General features: G+C 58.8%; 15 protein-coding genes. 8 read left to right on the forward strand and 7 right to left on the reverse strand.

From position 1 onward, the window contains the following. Window positions 1-5: 5 nt before the first annotated feature. The gene (locus FGA82_RS01210) at window positions 6-1,097 is read right to left on the reverse strand and encodes a polyamine ABC transporter substrate-binding protein (RefSeq protein ID WP_141125737.1); all 1,092 of its coding nucleotides are present in this window, start codon (window positions 1,095-1,097) and stop codon (window positions 6-8) included. Between the two features lie 99 nt (window positions 1,098-1,196). Between FGA82_RS01210 and FGA82_RS01215 the strand changes: the two genes are divergently transcribed. The 4 genes from FGA82_RS01215 to FGA82_RS01230 all read left to right on the forward strand — a co-directional run bounded on the left by FGA82_RS01215 (window position 1,197) and on the right by FGA82_RS01230 (window position 4,919). Beyond that, on the forward strand, window positions 1,197-2,096 hold the full coding sequence (locus FGA82_RS01215; RefSeq protein WP_141125738.1) for a LysR family transcriptional regulator: 900 nt from the start codon (window positions 1,197-1,199) through the stop codon (window positions 2,094-2,096). 216 nt (window positions 2,097-2,312) lie between these two features. After that, window positions 2,313-3,779 carry a nucleobase:cation symporter-2 family protein gene (locus FGA82_RS01220; protein ID WP_141125739.1) on the forward strand — a complete coding sequence of 489 codons (1,467 nt, stop codon included), beginning with the start codon at window positions 2,313-2,315 and terminating at the stop codon, window positions 3,777-3,779. 67 nt (window positions 3,780-3,846) lie between these two features. After that, window positions 3,847-4,320, forward strand: coding sequence for an LEA type 2 family protein (locus FGA82_RS01225; protein ID WP_141125740.1), 474 nt, complete (start codon window positions 3,847-3,849; stop codon window positions 4,318-4,320). 53 nt (window positions 4,321-4,373) lie between these two features. Next, window positions 4,374-4,919, forward strand: coding sequence for a GNAT family N-acetyltransferase (locus tag FGA82_RS01230; RefSeq protein WP_141125741.1), 546 nt, complete (start codon window positions 4,374-4,376; stop codon window positions 4,917-4,919). A 48-nt stretch (window positions 4,920-4,967) separates the two neighbouring features. Here the strand turns inward: FGA82_RS01230 and FGA82_RS01235 are convergent, their stop codons facing one another. After that, on the reverse strand, window positions 4,968-5,891 hold the full coding sequence (locus tag FGA82_RS01235) for a carbon-nitrogen hydrolase family protein (RefSeq protein WP_141125742.1): 924 nt from the start codon (window positions 5,889-5,891) through the stop codon (window positions 4,968-4,970). A gap of 84 nt (window positions 5,892-5,975) precedes the next feature. On the opposite strand from FGA82_RS01235, the gene FGA82_RS01240 reads away from it, so the two are divergent. Continuing rightward, a complete protein-coding gene (locus FGA82_RS01240) occupies window positions 5,976-6,884 on the forward strand; it encodes a LysR family transcriptional regulator (protein ID WP_141125743.1) in 909 nt (302 codons plus the stop codon). Window positions 6,885-6,888: 4 nt separating this feature from the next. Here the strand turns inward: FGA82_RS01240 and FGA82_RS01245 are convergent, their stop codons facing one another. Continuing rightward, entirely contained in the window at window positions 6,889-7,143 is a 255-nt protein-coding gene (locus FGA82_RS01245) for a hypothetical protein (RefSeq protein ID WP_007917411.1), read from the reverse strand. 154 nt (window positions 7,144-7,297) lie between these two features. Between FGA82_RS01245 and FGA82_RS01250 the strand changes: the two genes are divergently transcribed. Beyond that, a complete protein-coding gene (locus FGA82_RS01250) occupies window positions 7,298-7,615 on the forward strand; it encodes a DUF883 family protein (RefSeq protein WP_016982860.1) in 318 nt (105 codons plus the stop codon). A gap of 211 nt (window positions 7,616-7,826) precedes the next feature. Here FGA82_RS01250 and FGA82_RS01255 read toward each other — a convergent pair whose 3' ends face one another. Continuing rightward, entirely contained in the window at window positions 7,827-8,867 is a 1,041-nt protein-coding gene (locus FGA82_RS01255; protein ID WP_141125744.1) for an Ldh family oxidoreductase, read from the reverse strand. Between the two features lie 601 nt (window positions 8,868-9,468). Then, window positions 9,469-9,612: a hypothetical protein gene (locus FGA82_RS32365; RefSeq protein ID WP_249384202.1), complete on the reverse strand. Its 144-nt coding sequence runs from the start codon at window positions 9,610-9,612 to the stop codon at window positions 9,469-9,471. Between the two features lie 186 nt (window positions 9,613-9,798). On the opposite strand from FGA82_RS32365, the gene FGA82_RS01260 reads away from it, so the two are divergent. Beyond that, window positions 9,799-13,938: a dermonecrotic toxin domain-containing protein gene (locus FGA82_RS01260; RefSeq protein ID WP_249384205.1), complete on the forward strand. Its 4,140-nt coding sequence runs from the start codon at window positions 9,799-9,801 to the stop codon at window positions 13,936-13,938. 61 nt (window positions 13,939-13,999) lie between these two features. Here the strand turns inward: FGA82_RS01260 and FGA82_RS01265 are convergent, their stop codons facing one another. Continuing rightward, window positions 14,000-14,269 (reverse strand): PepSY domain-containing protein, encoded by a 270-nt coding sequence (locus tag FGA82_RS01265; protein WP_141125746.1) that lies wholly within the window; start codon window positions 14,267-14,269, stop codon window positions 14,000-14,002. A 152-nt stretch (window positions 14,270-14,421) separates the two neighbouring features. Here FGA82_RS01265 and FGA82_RS01270 point away from each other — a divergent pair, with 152 nt between their 5' ends. Next, on the forward strand, window positions 14,422-15,423 hold the full coding sequence (locus tag FGA82_RS01270) for a FecR family protein (protein ID WP_141125747.1): 1,002 nt from the start codon (window positions 14,422-14,424) through the stop codon (window positions 15,421-15,423). Window positions 15,424-15,479: 56 nt separating this feature from the next. Here FGA82_RS01270 and FGA82_RS01275 read toward each other — a convergent pair whose 3' ends face one another. Then, the gene (locus FGA82_RS01275) at window positions 15,480-17,825 is read right to left on the reverse strand and encodes a bifunctional acylase PvdQ (protein WP_141125748.1); all 2,346 of its coding nucleotides are present in this window, start codon (window positions 17,823-17,825) and stop codon (window positions 15,480-15,482) included. Window positions 17,826-18,028: the final 203 nt, after the last annotated feature.

An 18,028-nucleotide genomic window follows, 5' to 3' on the forward strand; every position in this document is an offset into this window, starting at 1 on the left:
TGTTGTTATTGATGGCTACGGAAAGTGGTCCACAGACGCGTGCGCTGGCGCATGTCCTTTAGGCTCATGCTGCGATCGGCGTAAAGCCGCGCACGCACGTCGCTCGGCGGATAGATGTCGGGATCGTTGCGCACGGCCTCATCCACCAGCGGCGTCGCGGCCTGGTTGGCGGTGGCAAAAAACAGCGTGTTGGTCAGTTCGGCCACCGAGTCCGGGCGCAGCATGAATTCGATGAACGCCCGCGCGGCTTCGGGGTGCGGCGCGTCTTTGGGGATGGCCAGATTGTCCTGCCACACCAGCGTGCCTTCCTTGGGAATGCGATACGCCACTTCGAAGGGTTTATTGGCCTTGCGTGCCTGATCAGCGGCCATGCTTGCGTCGCCGTTGTAGGTCAGCGCAAGGCACACGTTGCCGCTGGCCAGATCATTGATCTGCCGGCCAGTGGCGACGTAGAGCACCGACGGTTGGAGTTTCTGCAACAACGCTTCGGCGGCGGCCAGATCGTTTTTGTCGGTGCTGTAAGGATCTTTACCCAGGTAATGCAGGGCCAGACCGATGACCTCCTGCGGCGAATCGAGGATCGCGATGCCGCAGTCCTTGAGCTTGCTGGCGTTCTCGGGGTTAAACAGCAGATCAAGGCTGTTCAGCGGCACATTGGGCAGGCGTTGTTTCACCGCCTCGACGTTCATGCCCAGCCCTAACGTGCCCCAGGTGTACGGCACGCCATAGCGATTACCGGGGTCGACAGCGGCCATTTTCTCAAGCAAGTCCGGATCAAGATTGGCGTAGCCCTTGAGGCCCGCGTGGGGAATTTCCTTCAACGCGCCGGCCGCGAGTCCACGCGCCAGAACGCTGGACGACGGCACCACCACGTCGTAACCGCTGCCACCGGTGAGCAACTTGGTTTCCAGCACCTCGGAGGTGTCGAAGGTGTCGTAACGCACATGAATGCCGGTTTCCTGCTCGAACCGTTGCAGGGTTTGCGGCGGCACGTAATCAGCCCAGCTGTAGAGATTGAGGGTTTTGTCCTCGGCCTGAGCCTGAAGAGCCAAGGACAACAGCAGCGCGGGGAAACACAGCTTGAACACGGGAGCCATGACGAACACCTGACCGGAGGAAGTGGTTGCAGGATGCGCCGTCGGATACATTAGAAAAATAGTCGAATAATCATCCTGACTTTATCCCGGAGTAATGTGATGTTGGGTCAACTGCACGAAGTGGATTTGCAGCTGTTGCGCCTGTTTGTGCGGGTGGTCGAGTGCGGTGGCTTCAGCGCTGCCCAAGGTGATCTGGGCCTGAGCCAGTCGAGCATCAGCCAGCAAATGGCCAAACTGGAAACCCGCCTCGGTTACCGTTTGTGCAGCCGTGGCAAGGGTGGCTTCAGCGTTACACCCAAGGGCGAGCAGCTTTTGATCGCGGTGCGCACGTTGTTTGAATCGATTGAAACCTTCCGCCATCAATCCAACGGCGTCGCCGGGCGCTTGATCGGTGAAGTGCGTCTGGGGATTTCCGAATCGGTCGATCAGTCGGTGCTGCAGCGCGTGGCGGTGGCGATCCGACGCTTTCGCGAGCGCGATGAATCTGTACGCATCGAATTGATCAGTGCCATGCCCGGCGAGATGGAACGGCTGCTGTTGCAACAGCGGCTGGATCTGGCGATCGGTTATTTCTCGCAAGTGCAAAGTGCCTTCGACTATCGCCAGTTGTTCAGCGAAACCCAGCATTTGTACTGCGCTGCCGGCCATCCGTCGTTTACCGATGACATGCCCAGCGATGCCGCGTTGCAAGCCTGCGACCGGGTTGACCACCCCTACCGCTTTTTGCGCAGTGACGAACCGTTTCAGGGCAAGGTCTGCTCGGCGCGGTCGGAGCAGGTTGAAGGCACGCTGACCTTTATTCTGTCCGGCAAACATGTCGGTTATCTGCCCGATCACTATGCGCGGGGCTGGCAAGCCAAGGGCCTGCTGCGGCCAATCCGCGAGGGCGAATTGAGTTTTGACGTAGCCTTTCATCTGGCCCGGCACCGGGCGCAGGTGCCGGGGGATGCGCAAAAAGCTTTTGAAGAGGATTTACTGGCCGCATTCAATCTCGTGTAGGAGCTGCCGCAGGCTCGGGCCGCGATCGGACGATCTTTTGATCTTAAAAGATCGCAGCCTCGTTTCACTCGACAGCTCCTACACGGGCGTTTGCCGCTAGCGGCCAATAAAACCTGACCTTTCAGGCAGTTATTGCTCGTTGCCCTCGCCGCCCGCTTCCGGCATCCTGCGCCTCCATTTTCTGACCCGGCCCCGCCTCGCGGCGCGCAAAACACCATGACCGCCTCTGAAAAAGCCCCGCGCAACAACGATCTGATCTACGGCCTCAACGACCGCCCGCACCTGACTGCCACCGTGTTTGCCGCGCTGCAACACGTGCTGGCGAGCTTCGTCGGCATCATCACCCCCACCCTGATCATGGGCGGCGCCCTCGGTCTGCACAGTGAAATTCCTTACCTGATCAGCATGGCGCTGTTCGTCTCCGGGCTCGGCACCTTCGTCCAGGCCAAGCGTTTCGGTCCGGTCGGTTCGGGATTGTTGTGCCTGCAAGGCACCAGTTTTTCCTTTATCAGCGTGATTCTCAGCGCCGGGTTCATGGTCAAGGCGCGCGGTGGCGGCACCGATGAAATCCTCTCGACGATCTTCGGCGTGTGCTTTTTCGCCGCCTTCATCGAAGTGGTGCTGAGCCAGTTCATCGGCAAACTGCGCATGCTGATCACCCCGGTGGTCACCGGCACCATCATCACGTTGATGGGCCTGTCACTGATCAAAGTGGCAATGACCGACATTGCCGGCGGTTTCGGTGCGCCTGATCTGGGCGCGGCCAGCCACATCTTCCTGGCAGCACTGGTGATCGGCACCATCGTTGTGCTGAACCGCGTCGACGTGCCGTTTCTGCGCCTGGGCGCGATCGTTATCGGCCTGACTTTGGGCTATGTGGTCGCGTGGCTGATGGGCACCGTGGACTTCGCCTCGATGCCCGAAGTGCCGCTGGTCAGCGTGCCGGTGCCGTTCAAGTACGGTTTCAACTTCGACTGGGTGGCGTTCGTGCCGGTGGCGGTGATTTTCCTCGTGTCGCCGCTGGAGGCTGCGGGTGACTTGACGGCCAACTCGATGATCTCCCGGCAACCGGTCAAAGGCCCGCTGTACATCCGCCGAATCAAGTCCGGCCTGCTCGCCGACGGCCTCAACTCGGCGATGGCCGCTGTGTTCAACAGCATGCCGATGGTGACCTTCGCGCAGAACAACGGCGTGATTCAGCTCACCGGCGTCGCCAGCCGCTACGTCGCCTTTTTCATTGCCGGTTTGCTGGTGCTGCTGGGCCTGTTCCCGATGATCGGCGCGGTGCTGCAACTGATGCCGAAACCGGTACTCGGCGGCGCCGAACTGGTGATGTTTGGCACCGTCGCGGTGGCCGGGATCAAGATCCTCGCCGAAGCCGGCCTGCATCGGCGCAACATGCTGATCGTGGCGATTTCGCTGGGCATGGGCCTGGGCATCGCTGCTGTACCGGAAGTATTGCGCGAACTGCCGCAAGCGCTGCGCAACATCTTCGAATCGCCAATCACCGTCGGTGCGTTGTGCGCTATCGTGCTGAATATCTTCCTGCCTGAAGAGTTCATCGAACTGGAAGAAGACGATTTCGACCCGGAAGCTTCTATTCTTCGGGTCATGGAAAACCCGGACATGCCGGCCAAAGGTGAACCTGCCCCGGCGGCGGCTGTCGCACAGTTGAACCGCTAACGTCTGGCCTTTAACAGAAAGGGCTGAACCGATCGCGGTTCAGCCCTTTTTTGTTGAGAGACCGTTTATGCGCCGCTTCCAAGCCGTCATTCTGTCACTGCTTCTACTGTCGCTCAGCGCCTGTGCGCTGTTCCCCAACCGTGATCCGGTGAACATCAACGTAGTCGGCCTCGAACCGTTGCCGAGCCAGGATCTGGAAGTGCGTTTCGCCATCAGGATTCGCGTGCAAAACCCCAATGAAACGGCCATCGACTACAACGGTATCGCGCTGGATCTTGAGGTCAACGGCCATTCGCTGGCCTCGGGTGTCAGCGATCAGAGCGGCTCGATCCCGCGTTTTTCCGAAACCATCGTCAGCGTACCGGTCAGCATCTCGGCGTTCTCGGTGCTGCGCCAGACGTTGGGCCTGAGTCAGACGCAAACCCTCGATAACCTGCCCTATGTGCTGCGCGGCAAGCTTGCCGGCGGTCTGTTTGGCACCATGCGCTTTGTCGACAGCGGCAAGCTCAGCCTGCCCAAGGCCACTGCCGCCACCTGGTAAAAATGCGTTAACCTGCTTCGTTCCTGAAAGAAACTCATGGAGACTGCAGGTTTATGGAAGACATGCCGACGCTGTACACCGAACGACTGATCCTGCGCCCATTGCAACTGGCCGATGCCGAAGCCGTGCAGCGCGAATTTGCGCATTGGGACGTGGTGCGTTATCTGAACGCGGCCGTGCCTTGGCCGTACCCGGAGGGCGGTGCCCTCGCCTATCTGCGCGACATTGTCTTGCCGGCGGTCGCGGCGGGCAAGGAATGGCCTTGGACGATTCGCCTGAAATCGGCACCGGAACAATTGATCGGCAAGATCAGCCTGATGGATCAGGCAGACAACCACCGCGGCTTCTGGCTGGCGCCGGCGTGGCAAGGTCAGGGTTTGATGACGGAAGCCTGCACGGTGGTGACCGATTACTGGTTCAACGTACTTCAGCGCCCAGTGATGCGCGTGCCGAAGGCCGCGCCGAACATCGGCTCGCGCAAGCTCTCGGAACGCGCGGGGATGCGCTTGATCCGGACAGATGAAGGCGATTTTGTCGGTGGGCGTCTCCCTCGGGAGCTTTGGGAAATTACCCGGGAAGAATGGCAGCAACGCCACTGATTTCCAGACACACCACCGATCCATTGTAGGGGTTACCAAGGCAGTGGGTCAGGTGTTGAAGCGCACCCCGGGTTTGGCGCGTTCATCTACTGACAACTCAAACACATCCGGCCGCGCATAGTGGCCGACCACATCGTAGTCATAGCGCGCACGCACCAGTTCATCGGTGTCGATTTCCGCCGTAAGCAACCCCGCCTCACCGCGTAACGGCCCCGCCAGCACATCGCCCATCGGCCCGACAATCACGCTGCCACCGGCAATCAGCGGTCGATCCGCCGGCCAGTTGGCAATCTCGACACCCAGCGCCTGAGGCGAGGCCTGCACCTGACAGGCACTGACCACAAAGCAGCGACCTTCATGAGCAATGTGACGCATGCTGACCTGCCACATCTCGCGCTCATCGACGGTCGGCGCGCACCAGACTTCAATGCCCTTGGCGTACATGGCCGTGCGCAGCAGCGGCATCATGTTTTCCCAGCACACTACGGCGCCGAGCTTGCCGACCTGGCTGTCGAACACCGGCAAAGTTGAACCGTCGCCCTTGCCCCAGATCAGCCGTTCGGTGCCGGTGGGCATCAGTTTGCGGTGTTTGCCGACGAGGCCGGCCTGCGGGTCGAAATACAGCGCGGTGCAATACAGCGTGCTGCCAGCACGTTCAATCACACCGATTACCAGGTTCGCCCCGGTTCGCGCCGACATTGCCGCCAGCGCTTCAGTCTCGGCGCCCGGCACATCGATCGCGTTGGCGAAATATCGGGCATAGGCTTCGCGCCCTTCTGGCAGGCGATAACCCAATTGCGTGCCGAAACCCTCGCCTTTCGGATAGCCGCCCAGCAGCGCTTCGGGCATCACCACCAATGCCGCTGCGGATTCAATGATCGCGCCCTCCCAACTCAGAATCTGTTCCAGAGTCGCGTTTTTGCCTTCGGGCAAGGCGCCGATTTGCAGCGCAGCAACGATTGATTTGGCCATCGCGGTAACTCCATCAGGTTCAGTGGTTGCCGATTCTGCGGCGTCACGCGATCATGAATAAAGCCCCGCTCGCTGCTGAATGATATGAACCAAATGAATATCGCTACCGTCGACCTCAATCTGCTGAAAGTCTTTGAAGCCCTGCACGAAGAATCCAGCGCCAGCCGCGCAGCGTTGCGTCTGGGCGTCACGCAATCGGCGGTCAGTGCGGCGTTGCGCCGACTGCGCGAGGTCTATGGCGATCAGTTGTTCGTGCGTACCGGGCGCGGACTGGCGCCGACGCTCAAAGCCAGTCAATTGAAACCGGTGATCAGCGAAGCGCTGAAGAAATGCCGGCAGAGCCTGGCGATGGTCGATCCCGCAGCCAATCAATACGACGGCCGCTCGGTGATTGTCGGGCTGTCGGATGACTTCGAGATTGCCTACGGTCGCCGCTTGATCGAGGAAATTGCCCGCAGTGCACCGAAGCTGCGCTTGATTTTCCGACAGACCCACAGCCAGATCGTCGCGCGCGACCTGATGGAGCGCAGCATCGACCTGGCAATCACTGCGGGTGGCTTTGCCGAACGCCTGCTCAGCCGGCAGGTGTTGGGCGAAGGGGGATATGCGTGCCTGATCGATCCGGCAAGCCTTACGCCCGGTCAGCAGCAGATTGATCTTGAAGAATTCGTCGCCCGCGAGCACCTTCTGGTGTCTTCCGGCGGTTTTATCGGCATCACCGATGAGGGTTTGGCGGCGCTGGGCCTGAGTCGACGGGTGTGCGCCTCGACCACGCATTTCGCCGCGTTGCCCTGGCTGCTCAAGGGCAGTCGGGCGGTGGCGACGATTCCGGCGCATGCCGCCGAAAGTATCGCGGCGCTCAGCGGTCTGGCGCTGCTGCCCTGCCCGCTGAGTTTGCCGCGTTATCCGATCGAACTGGGCTGGCGCACCAGCACGCAGATCGATCCGGTGGTGGTCAAGGTTCGCGAGGTGATTGCCGCGACCTTCACCTGAGGCATTACTTGTTGGCGGCCATCAGTCGATTGACTTCACTGCGCACCATGTTGGCAAATTCTGGCGGCGACATGCCATCCAGTTCGGCACGGACCCACTCGGCCCATTTGCCTTTGCGCTTGCCGCGCTCGCCGAACAAACGCGCGGCTTCGCCTTTGGCTTTGCCCAGATTGTTCTGCCAGAGTTCGAACAGACGGGATTTCTCGTCTTCCAGCGCGGCGCGCTCTGCGAGTGATTTGTCGGCCAGATTGAAACTCATGGGGAATTATCCTGCTGCGTAAAATGGCGACATCTTACACGCTCGACGGAAATCTCCCGCGCAGGTTTTTATTTCTGACCTAAATTCAGTGCAACTTTTCCGTAAGCGCCACACTCCATTGATCACTGTCCATTCAACTGCAAGGAGTCACCCAATGGCCCGCAAATCCGCCGTGCAAGCCGCCGAAGATCAAATCAAGGATCAGGCCTTCAGCGAACTTCAGGCTCTGATCGAAGAGTCCGACAAACTGCTCAAGAGCAGCGCCTCACTGGTCGGCGAAGAAGCGGAAACGCTGCGCGGACAAATCGCCCTGAAACTGCAGCAGGCGCTGGATTCCGTGTCGAGCGTACGTGACCGCACCAAACCGGCGGTCGATGCCACCGAAAGCTACATCGGCGGCCATCCGTGGCAGACCGTGGCGATCTCCGCCGGTTTCGGTCTGGTGGTCGGTTTGCTGCTCGGCCGTCGCTGAGTCGAACCCGCACAAAAAAAGGCGAACCCACTAGGTTCGCCTTTTTTATGCCTGCCGTTTTTTTGCTATTCAGATATTGAATTCAGCTCGGTATCCCACGTCGGCGTACCTCGCCCCATTCACCTCGGTCAGTCCCCTCTCCCTATGGGCGGTCCGACGTTTCGGGAGTGCCAGGCGGGCGGCGTTCCGATGAGGGGCTTTTGCTCTTTGCTCAAACCCCCGCCAACTCGCGCAACTGCGCCAGCGTCTGCGCCTCCAGCAAAATGCCCTCAGCCAGCGATTTGCTGCGCTGCCAATGCCGACGATCCCCCGGCAAACGCTTGAGCCCGACGCCATGCATCTGCCGCACCAATTCCCCACTGCGCTCGGCAAAACCCTGCCCGGCGGCTTTGCTCGGATCGATGACGATCAGCAACTGCCCGGTCCACGGCGTTTTCGCCCCGGGATGATTGGACCAATCGAATTCGAAAGAGAAGTTGCCCCCCGTGAGCGCTGCGGCCAACAGCTCGACCATCATCGACAGCGCCGAACCTTTATGGCCACCGAACGGCAGTAACGCCCCGCCTTCAAGAATCGCTTTGGGATCCTGAGTCGGCTGGCCGAGGCTGTCCACGCCCATCCCGGCCGGCAGCCGTTCACCTTTGCGCGCAGCAATCTGCACGTCGCCATGGGCGATCGCGCTGGTGGCCAGATCGAAGACAATCGGCGCGGCGCCGGCCCGTGGTGCGGCGAAGGCAATCGGGTTGGTGCCGAACAATGGCCGGTCGGCGCCATGGGGCACCACGCAGGTCATGCTGTTGACCACACTGAGCGCCACCAGACCTTCATCGGCGAAAGGCTCGACGTCCGGCCACAGCGCGGCGAAGTGATGCGAGTTACGAATTGCCAACACGGCAATCCCGGCGTTTCGCGCCTTCTCCACCAGCAACGGCCGGGCCGCGGCCAGCGCCGGTTGCGCGAAACCGTTACCGGCATCGACACGGACAAATCCCGAGGCGACATCTTCGACTTGCGGCACGGCATGCCCGTTGACCCAGCCGCTTTCAAGGGTCGAGACATAGCCGGGAATGCGGAACACGCCGTGGCTGTGGGCACCATCGCGTTCGGCCCCGGCGCAGTTGGCGGCCAGTACTTGCGCGACTTCGGCGGAAGTACCGTGGCGCAGAAATATCGTTTCAAGCAGTTGCGTCAGCGCTTCGAGAGATAACGAGGACGAGACAGCAGAAGACCCATGATCGTGTGGCGCAGACATCTGAAGCTCCAGAATGATTATTGGAGGGAACAACAGCGTATGGACGATTTGCTCGCCGATTAACCATGGCGGAGCTGTCAACTGTCAACCCTTCGACTGCAGTCTGTGGTGAGACTTTCTCAGCAATGCGATAACTATCTACCACCTGCCCGTTAACGCTGCCTCGTAGCCTTGAGTCTCACTTATCGCGCTGATCGCGCCATATCGAGACTTGACGATGCCTGAATCCACGCCCCCTTTGCTCTTTAACGAAATCTTTAACTCGCCTGGTCTGTGGGAGGGGTTGGGCAAAACCCACGGCCTCGACAGCAAGGATTTCGATTGGCTGGCTAACGCGAAACTGGGCACCCAGAAGTTACGCGACCAGCAATCCCCCGCGATGGTCGCCCAGCGTATTCAACTCAACGCCGGCAAGCTGCCCGCGATTACGCTGACGGGCAGTTTCATTCTCAGTGAAACCTGCGAAAAGAAACGAGCGTTCTTGTACACGCCGTACGACGGCATCAAGAAATACGAAAGCCTCACTGTCCTTAAAAGCTTGCTCGAAACGCGCTTGAACAACGCCGAGGAAGAGGATGAAATCCTGGCGTTTCTCGCGTTATCAGAACGCAGACAGGTGGTTGAACAACGTGGCCTGACACTCACTTACGAAACCATCGCCGACGATATTTTCGACCATCAGAAAAACGCCATTCTTGCGTGCCAGCAGATTAACGCCGAAGCCGTACTGAGTGACCTCAAGCAACTGCCATCACTCTTGTCCCTGCTGGAGACGATCCTCGATGACCTGTTGCAAGATCACTTTCCCGGCATCAACCAGTCGCGCACCCGGGTCAACTTCTACACCGACGCACCATCTGCAGACACGCACAGCGCAACGACATCGGCCAGACACTGGCACGCCTCCATGAGTTTGAGTGAAGCGGTGCTGATGTTCTATCGACATCAAGACTGGCCGGCCAACCAGTTGCACGAGTTTTCCAGTCCCGCACATATTGCGACTGCCGGCGATCAGGCGATCTGGGAAGACGCACTCAAGCAAGCATCGGAAAAAATCCAGGTATTGCTGTTCAACGAAATGGAAAAGTACTGGGATACACCGGCGAAAGCCGGGTCCAAACGGCGCATTTTCTTCGGTCAGGTGCTGGAAGAACAGGTCCGGGCCGACCTGATGATCAAACGCGAAACCGGCATCATCACCGCCTCGCAATTCGCCACCTTGCATCACATGATCCGCGCCACTGCGGTGCCGAGCCGTCGGCCCACGATCGAAAATGTACGTCTCTGGGAATACGAACCCAACTATGTCGAGCTCGCCGGGTCGTTGATGATCAGTGACGCTAACGCCTACCTGTACACCCCCAGCAATGGCCTGCAGGTGCTCAAGGACTACCTGGATCTGAAAGACACGGTGTTGAGCAAGTTTCGCGCTCCCGGACATGAAGATGAATTGTATGGCCTGTTGAACCTCGAAGAGCGCAAACGCCTGGTCGGCTTCAATCGGCCGCATGTCACCGGAGAGAGCATCAGCGGCGAGATTTTCAACGTGCTGTTCGAGGCGATCATTACCAAGCAACGACAGAACATCGAGTATGCCCTGCAGGTGTACCGGCGCAGCGATGGCGCCGTAGACATCCATGCCATGTTCGACAAGGCGCTGGATATTCGGGCCATGGTTCACGAACGATTGCTGGAACTCGATGCCGGTGAGCGCTGGTCGACCCGGCCGGTACTGGTCGGTGTTCAGCAACCTTCCGAAGTGCTGGCACACAAAGCTGACGAGATTCGCAGATCATTGACCGGCGTCGATGCGTTGCTCACCGGAACATTCAGGAGCCAGCCAACGACGACGCCAGCGGCGCAACGCCGTTTCCTCGAAAGCATCAAGGGAAATCTTGCCCATTCACTGTTTGTAGGTGTCACCGGTGAAGCCGAGGTGCGGCTGCTCAGTGGCTCGCTCAATGCAGCCGAGAAAGCGCTTGTCGATACCGTTTTCCATGCCGACCAACCCAGCCGTGACAATCGACGTTCACTCAATGGCTTTCGGCCTGACGCCTGGTCACTCACGGTTGAACACCCTGGATCGAAGTCGCCATTGCCTTTGGCCCACTGTGTCCTGCTGACCGAACGTGGCGGCCTCGACGACGTGCATTCAGGCAGAACGATCGTATGGTCGCCTGCTAAAGGGCTGGAAGTTTTTCCCGACATTTCGAGTGCCCGGCTGGCGCTCAAACGACGACTCAAGGATCCTGTGGGGCGCCTTTCTCTGCTGGAAAACCTTACCCCCCAGGATCTTCCATTCCATAAAAACTACACGTTGGGTGCCTTGCGTCTGATAGACGAGAATGTGCTGCATAACCGCGTGCAATCGGGCATCGAGCACTTCCTCGCACGCTGCGCCTGGATTCGCGAAGGACTGAAAAACGAGTCTACCCTCCCCGCAGCACTGAACAGTCTGAAAAGAACCCCCATCGACACCAATCTGCTGCGCAGCATCCACCTGGCGAAGGCAATCAATCAACAACAGTCGCTGCCCGCCTGGCTCGGCATGGCACGCATGGAGGAACAACAACTGCACCTCGAGTTGCTTGAGCAATGGCGCCGAAGTGTCGTCGACGACGAGGATTACCTCAGTGGCCTGACCTCACTCTCCGACTATGTGAACACGACGCTGAAAGCACTGCTCGACGCTCGGTTTCCAGGTAACTCCCTTGATCCGCAAGATATTCAGATCATCCCCAATCTGACGTTGGCCGGCCCTCCCCGAGCGCTGACCGAATTTGCGCTGAACCACATCAACATTGCCCAAGGCACCGGGTTCAAGGTTGCCTCGAAAACAGCCAAAGCATTGCCAACCGGTCTGGATCAGAACGCGGTACAACAGCTGTTGCTATCCCTGGCAATACCCACAACATTCGCCAACTCTGTCAGCGAAGCATTCTCGGATGGCCACGCCGGGTTCAAACAGCGCAAGCAGCGTTACCTTCGCTTGTTACCCTGGCAATTACTTCAGCACGCTCACAAGTTGAAGCTGCAACAACAATTGTCGGGCAGTGCGTTCGATTACCTGTGCCAAGTGCTGGATCTGCCGGATGGCAAAGCCCGGGCGACCGTCACAGGGGCGCATGCCGTCGTGTCGCCGCTGTCGTTGATCAAAACCGCAGGCGCAAACGCAGTGCAGGCGCTCGGTTTGTACATCATCGGTCCCGGCAGCGGACATCAAGGTCCGCTGGTACTTTACGCACCCTACGCGGATCAGCTGTTTCGCGAGTTTGCCGATGAAGCTAGCGTCATTGGCGCCGTGAACACGCCGGGCAGTTTTCAGGATCTGGTGATTCGGCGACTGCCCGAGGCACAGCAGCAAGTGTTTCGCGGGCTATTGCAATCGAGTGCGGGAGAGAACAGTGAAATGAAACTGTCCAGCACCCCCATTAGCGGCAACCTTTTGTACAGGTTGTTCAGTGACAACCTCACGCTGCTACCACAGTTGCTCAATTGCCAGTCGCAGAGCAATGCGCAATCGGATTGGGAAGCCGCTAAACACCTGTTCAGTCAGGGTATTCATCTGACCTCGGGGCTGTTGCCGGGCAAACTCTCCTACCTGACATTTCTTTGGCAGGCCTACAAAGCGTTCAAGGATTCTGCGGAAAACCTGCAGGAGCATCATTGGTCACAAGCGCTCAAGTCATTTATCGCAGGCGCCGTGCAGATGCTGAGTCTGGGACGACTGTCGATGATGGAGTCCCACTCGGCGAACGCAGCAACGCCGGTTCCGGCAACGTCTCCCGGCTCCGCTCCAGCCAGTACCGACGTCGTCGACACCACCTCCAAGCCACCCATGCCCATTGCTCCTGCCTGGTCAAAGCTCAGAATCACTTCGCCGTTGCGCACTGCGCTGCAATGCTTTGAAAATAACGCCGTGGCGCTGGAAGACCTCAAGCAGGATACGAAAACCGGCACATTTGAAGACCCGGTCAGCAAACTCACCTATACCGCCATTGAGGGTAAGGTGGTTCGAGTTGAACAGCCGGGCGTGGCGTGGAGAATCGTCAACGATGAAACTCCCGGCCCCTCATTGGTACAGAGTGGCTCGCAGCTAGTGCTGGCGCCCGACCGTCACGCGGTGCATTACGGCAAAGCAATTTCGAAACTGCACAAGCGCTACAGCGTGGAACTGGAGCGCCGGGCGATGATAAACATAGAAGCCCGGGGCATGAACGATATACGGCACCATTACCCACGCAAGGCACGGGTTATCCAGCAAGCTGTCGACCTTGCCCGCTTTTATGCGTTTAACAGCCTGCATAACCTCGCGCAATTGAAAGCCAATGTGCCTGGCAGTCGACTGGATGGCTTTCTCAGGGTTTTTTTCAATGTTTCTCAGGTCGACGCCAACTTGCTGAGCAAACTCAACAAGGCCATAGTCCCCATCTGCAAAGCGCTGGTAGACCCCAATGACAATCTGATGAACACCGAACGCTTCGTCGTGGGATCCAACGCCTACCATTCATCCATCATCGCGTTTGTGCTGACCAACGATGAGAAGAAAATGGTGCACTTCACGGAAAACTTCTTCTACCCACAGCTCGACTGGTACGAGCCGGTATTATCTGAAGCGTTTGATATCGACGGCCATTCTCAAGCCGCAACACTGATTCACGAGTTTGCCCATCAATACTCCAAAGCCGAAGATATTGCTTCGCTGGAGGCGCGCCGACCGTTTCATGATCTGATTGCAACGTTCACTTCTTACGGGCGCGCCATACAAGACGATTTGATCAGATTTCAGTCCCAGGCACTGTCGCTGACCACACCGCGGGAAGAGTTGTTTGCAAGATGGAGTAAAAAGCATGGCTCGTATGTGAGCCTGGATAAACTCGAGGGCGCTGAAGACCTCGGCAAGGAAATCCTCACACTGACCCTCAGCCCGGACATGGACAAGGCGCGCGACGCGTTTCTGGATCAGGGCTCAGCCGATATACGTATCAATGTAATCCTGCGCAACGCCGATTCAATTGCCCGTCTTATTTGCGAGATGGGCCGTCAACTGGAACCCGTGCCACTTCTCTGAACACACAAAAAAGCGCAGGTCGGAACCTGCGCTTTTGATCGGTCATGGTCCGGGCCGAAACTCAGTCCTTCTGATCGCGCAATACATTGCCCGACGCCCCGTCGATGCGGAACTCGTAGACAACGCCATCAGCCTTGCGCCCTTCGCCCTTCCAGTAGCCGTTGTTGTCGGCCTCGATTTCATAGACCTCGACGTAACCAGCCTTGGTTTTGACGATCTCGATGGCTTTTTCGATGGTGACCCAGCCTGCGCCCGGCCGGTCAGCCAGCGCTGCGCCCGCACTGAGCAAACCGGCAGTGGCGATTAAGGCTGCGAATGTATTTTTGATCATTTTTTCACTCCATTTGTGGATAGTGGTCATTGGCGTCCTGCTTTTTGGGTGCCTGAGCGAAAAATAAGTTCCACTTTGATGGGTAAATGCCATGACGGTTGTTCTCGGTCACTTCCCGACAAGGTTAGAATGTGCGAAATCAGGACGAGTCAATGACCCAAGACACCCTCTCGGAAGCCGAATACGATGCGATCACCGATGCCGCTGCGCATTGGTGCATGCGTTTGCACGCCGCCGACTGCACGGACGAAGAGCATCGCGCGTTCAAGCAATGGCACGACGCACATCCACTGCATGCGTTCGAATATGAAGCCATGCTGGAAATCTGGGACGTGGCGGAACACTTGCCTCGTCCGGAATCTGCGTCAGGCGTGCCAGCGCCGCGACCTTCGCGCTCATGGCGTCAATTCGCCGTTGCAGCCGGTGTCTGTGCGCTCGCCCTGCCACTGGCCGCTTACACTGGCTGGAACCTGGGCTGGCTGCCCGACAGCTATGAGCATTTTGCCGCCACCGATAATGTCCGGCAGGTCACGCTCAGTGATGGCAGCCAGATCGAACTGAACCTCAACACCGACCTGACCTTCAGCAATTACAAGGACGAGCGCCGGGTCACCCTGAAAAAAGGTGAAGCGTTCTTTACGGTCAGTCACGACATGGCCCACCCGTTTGTCGTCCGCGCAGGCGAAGGCAAGATCCGGGTCACGGGGACACGCTTCAACGTCTGGATGTATCAGGACCAGGTGCGCGTGAACCTGATCGAAGGTTCGGTGCTGGTCACCAGCAATCGCTCGTTGCCAGGCGACGGCTTGCGCCTCGGCCCGTCGATGCAGGCACGTTACAAGCAAGGCGATTACATGCCGCAGATCAGCCAGACTTACGCCAGCGACACTTCACTGGCGTGGCGCAATGGCAAACTGGTGCTGGATAACCTCGCGTTGAGCGAAGCACTGCCACTGATCAATCGGTATCTGAGCAATCCACTCGAACTGGCTGATAACAGCACCGGTTCGATTCGCGTGGGTGGCATCTACAACATCAAAGAGTTAAGCAACCTCGCCAACAGCCTGCCCAAAGTGCTGCCGGTCTACCTGAGCCGTAACAAGGAAGGTAACCCGGTGATCAACTCGATACCGCAACAGCCGCCAAAAAGCTGAAGGCCGCATCCCTTGCAGGATGCGGCCTTCAGGCTCGTCACCAGTAACGCTCAGGTTTATTGAGCGGCAACGTTCCCGGCCTTGTCCAGCGTCTCACGAACAGTCTGCACCTGATACTGCGGGTCAGCCTGAATCTGCTGCTCGGTGAACGGCAGCACACTCCACTGTTTCTTCGAGAACGCCTCGGTCTGGTCCCGCGAATGCTTCGACGCCGGATCGCTCGACAGCGAAAACGCCAGCAGCCCTTGGGCGTGCGGGCCCTTGTCGTCAAAGGTCACGACTTGCAGGTAGCTGGTGCCACTGACCACTTCGAGTTTGCCATCCTCACGGGGCACGCTCTGAATGGCGTTGTAGATTCCGAGGGTAGCCGGCCCGCCGTGAATCGGCGTCTGTTGCCCGCCACTGCTGACCACCTGGATATCACCCCAGCGGGTTTGCGGCGTGAGGCCCATTTTTGTACTCGATTCGACCGACGCCAGCATGGCCTCACGCAACGCCTTGGCCACCGCTGGCTGCTCGACTGCGAGGCCACGCGGAGTGTGTTGCGCATCCTTGGGATCGAACGCCACGCGCCAGACATCCGGCGAAGCCTGCAAGGCCTGCATGATGTTCTGGAAGTGCACCAGGCCCACGCCCGAATCGAGATTGGCGCGGCCATCCCAGGCCTTGAGGTTGACGCAAACCGGTTTAAGGGCCTGAGCATCGGCGCCGAGGTCAGCAGCACAGAACTTCAACAGATCCGGCACCACCTGCGTCGCCAGATACACCTGATCGTCCATCACCATCTGCTGCAGATCCTTCACCGCTAACGGCCCTTTCTTGCTCAGTGTGCTCAAACGATCCAGAGCAAACCGGGCGCGCAAGCCCAGCGGCTGGCCATCCTGACTGATCAACGGCGAGAAACCGGTAAGTGGCTGCGCCGGGTTGGCCAGCCACGCCGAGTCATTGGAGTGCTGGACGAAATCCTTGCGCAGCAGTTGCGGTAATTGGCTGGAGGCATAAATGCCTTTCTGCGCAGCTTGCGGGTCGATGTCCCATGCGCAGGCACTGTTGGAGCCGTCGAGCACGATCATTTGTGTGCCGATACGCGGGTCGCTGCATTTGGCCAGTTTCTCGGCGTTGACGTTCGGCACCACCGACAGGTTCATGTACAGCGTCTGGCCTTTGTCATCGACGGCCAGGGTGTTGACCCACGGAATACCTTGAATCTTGTGCACTGAATCCTGCAGTTCCTGAAGCGTGGACGCCTGATTCATCGTGTACCACTGGTTCAGCACCCGATCATTGTCGATATTGGCATCGCGCAAGCTGTAGGCGAACTGATTGTCCCAGTCGAGCTTGCCCGGCCATTGCACAACCGGCCCGAATTGCGAGCTGTAGACATCACGCGAGACCGGCACCACTTGCCCGTCGGCCTGTTTCACCTGCACGGTGACGGTTTGTTTGTTCAACGGCAGAGATTTGCCATCGAGCAGATAACGGGTGGAATCCTTCGGGTCGAGGTGCAGACGATAGAGCGTGAAATGTTTCGATGAATCGACCGTGTGCGTCCAGGCCAGGTGCTGATTGAAGCCGATATTGATCATCGGCAGGCCCGGCAAGGCAGCGCCCATGACGTCGAGTTTGCCGGGAATGGTCAGGTGCATCTGATAAAAGCGCATGCCCCCGACCCAAGGGAAGTGCGGGTTAGCCAGCAACATCCCGCGCCCGTTGAATGAGCGCTCGCTGCCCACCGCGACAGCGTTACTGCCACGGTCCAGGGCAAAGCGCTGCTGACGCGCATCGGCCAACTGATAGGCCTGCACGTCTTGTTCGATTGCGGCGCTCGCATGCGGCGGTGTAGCACCGGCCAACGCTTCGGCGAACTGGCCGACACCGCCCTCGACCAACAGACGGCGGGTCAGCTTCACCAGATCTTCCGGTGCAATATCTCGCACCCACTCGCCCTGACACTGTTGCGGCAAGCCTTGCGGACGGCGCTCGGCCAGATAACGGTTGTAGCCGGCGGCATAACCCTCGACCAGATCACGCACCTGCGCAGGTTGCGCCTGCCAGAACGCCTTGACCGCTTCAGGCGTATTGAGCCAGTTAAAGAACACGTCGCTGACGCGGTTTTCGCGTTGTTCGACGGTGAACTGATCCGGGCCGAAGTAACGGGAACGCTGGCCATTGACCGTCACGATCTCGTTGGCCAACAGGCACAGATTGTCCTGCGCATAGGCATAACCGATACCAAAACCCAGCCCGCGCTCGTCTTGCGCGCGGATATGCGGCACGCCAAAAGCAGTGCGGCGAATATCGGCGCTGACATCCGCGGCCGGGCTGAACGCATGGGCCGAACCACTCAGGCCAAAAACCACGCCGGCCAAGGTCAGTCCGGTTAACTGTCTGGAAATAATCACGCTCGCTCCTGATCGACATGCCAAAGAGCGGATCCGGCGCTGACGCGGACCCGCCCTGGAAACACCCACGCGTCCACGCGCAATGAGCCTGTCGAAGAAACGAAGTCAGAGGAAAAAATTTAGGCACTCCACGCAATCCCCCGAACGCAAAATCAAAAGCCCCTCACCCTAGCCCTCTCCCGAAGGGAGAGGGAACTGACCGA

The organism is Pseudomonas fluorescens (assembly GCF_005938625.1).
Taxonomy (GTDB): Bacteria; Pseudomonadota; Gammaproteobacteria; order Pseudomonadales; family Pseudomonadaceae; genus Aquipseudomonas; species Aquipseudomonas fluorescens_BD.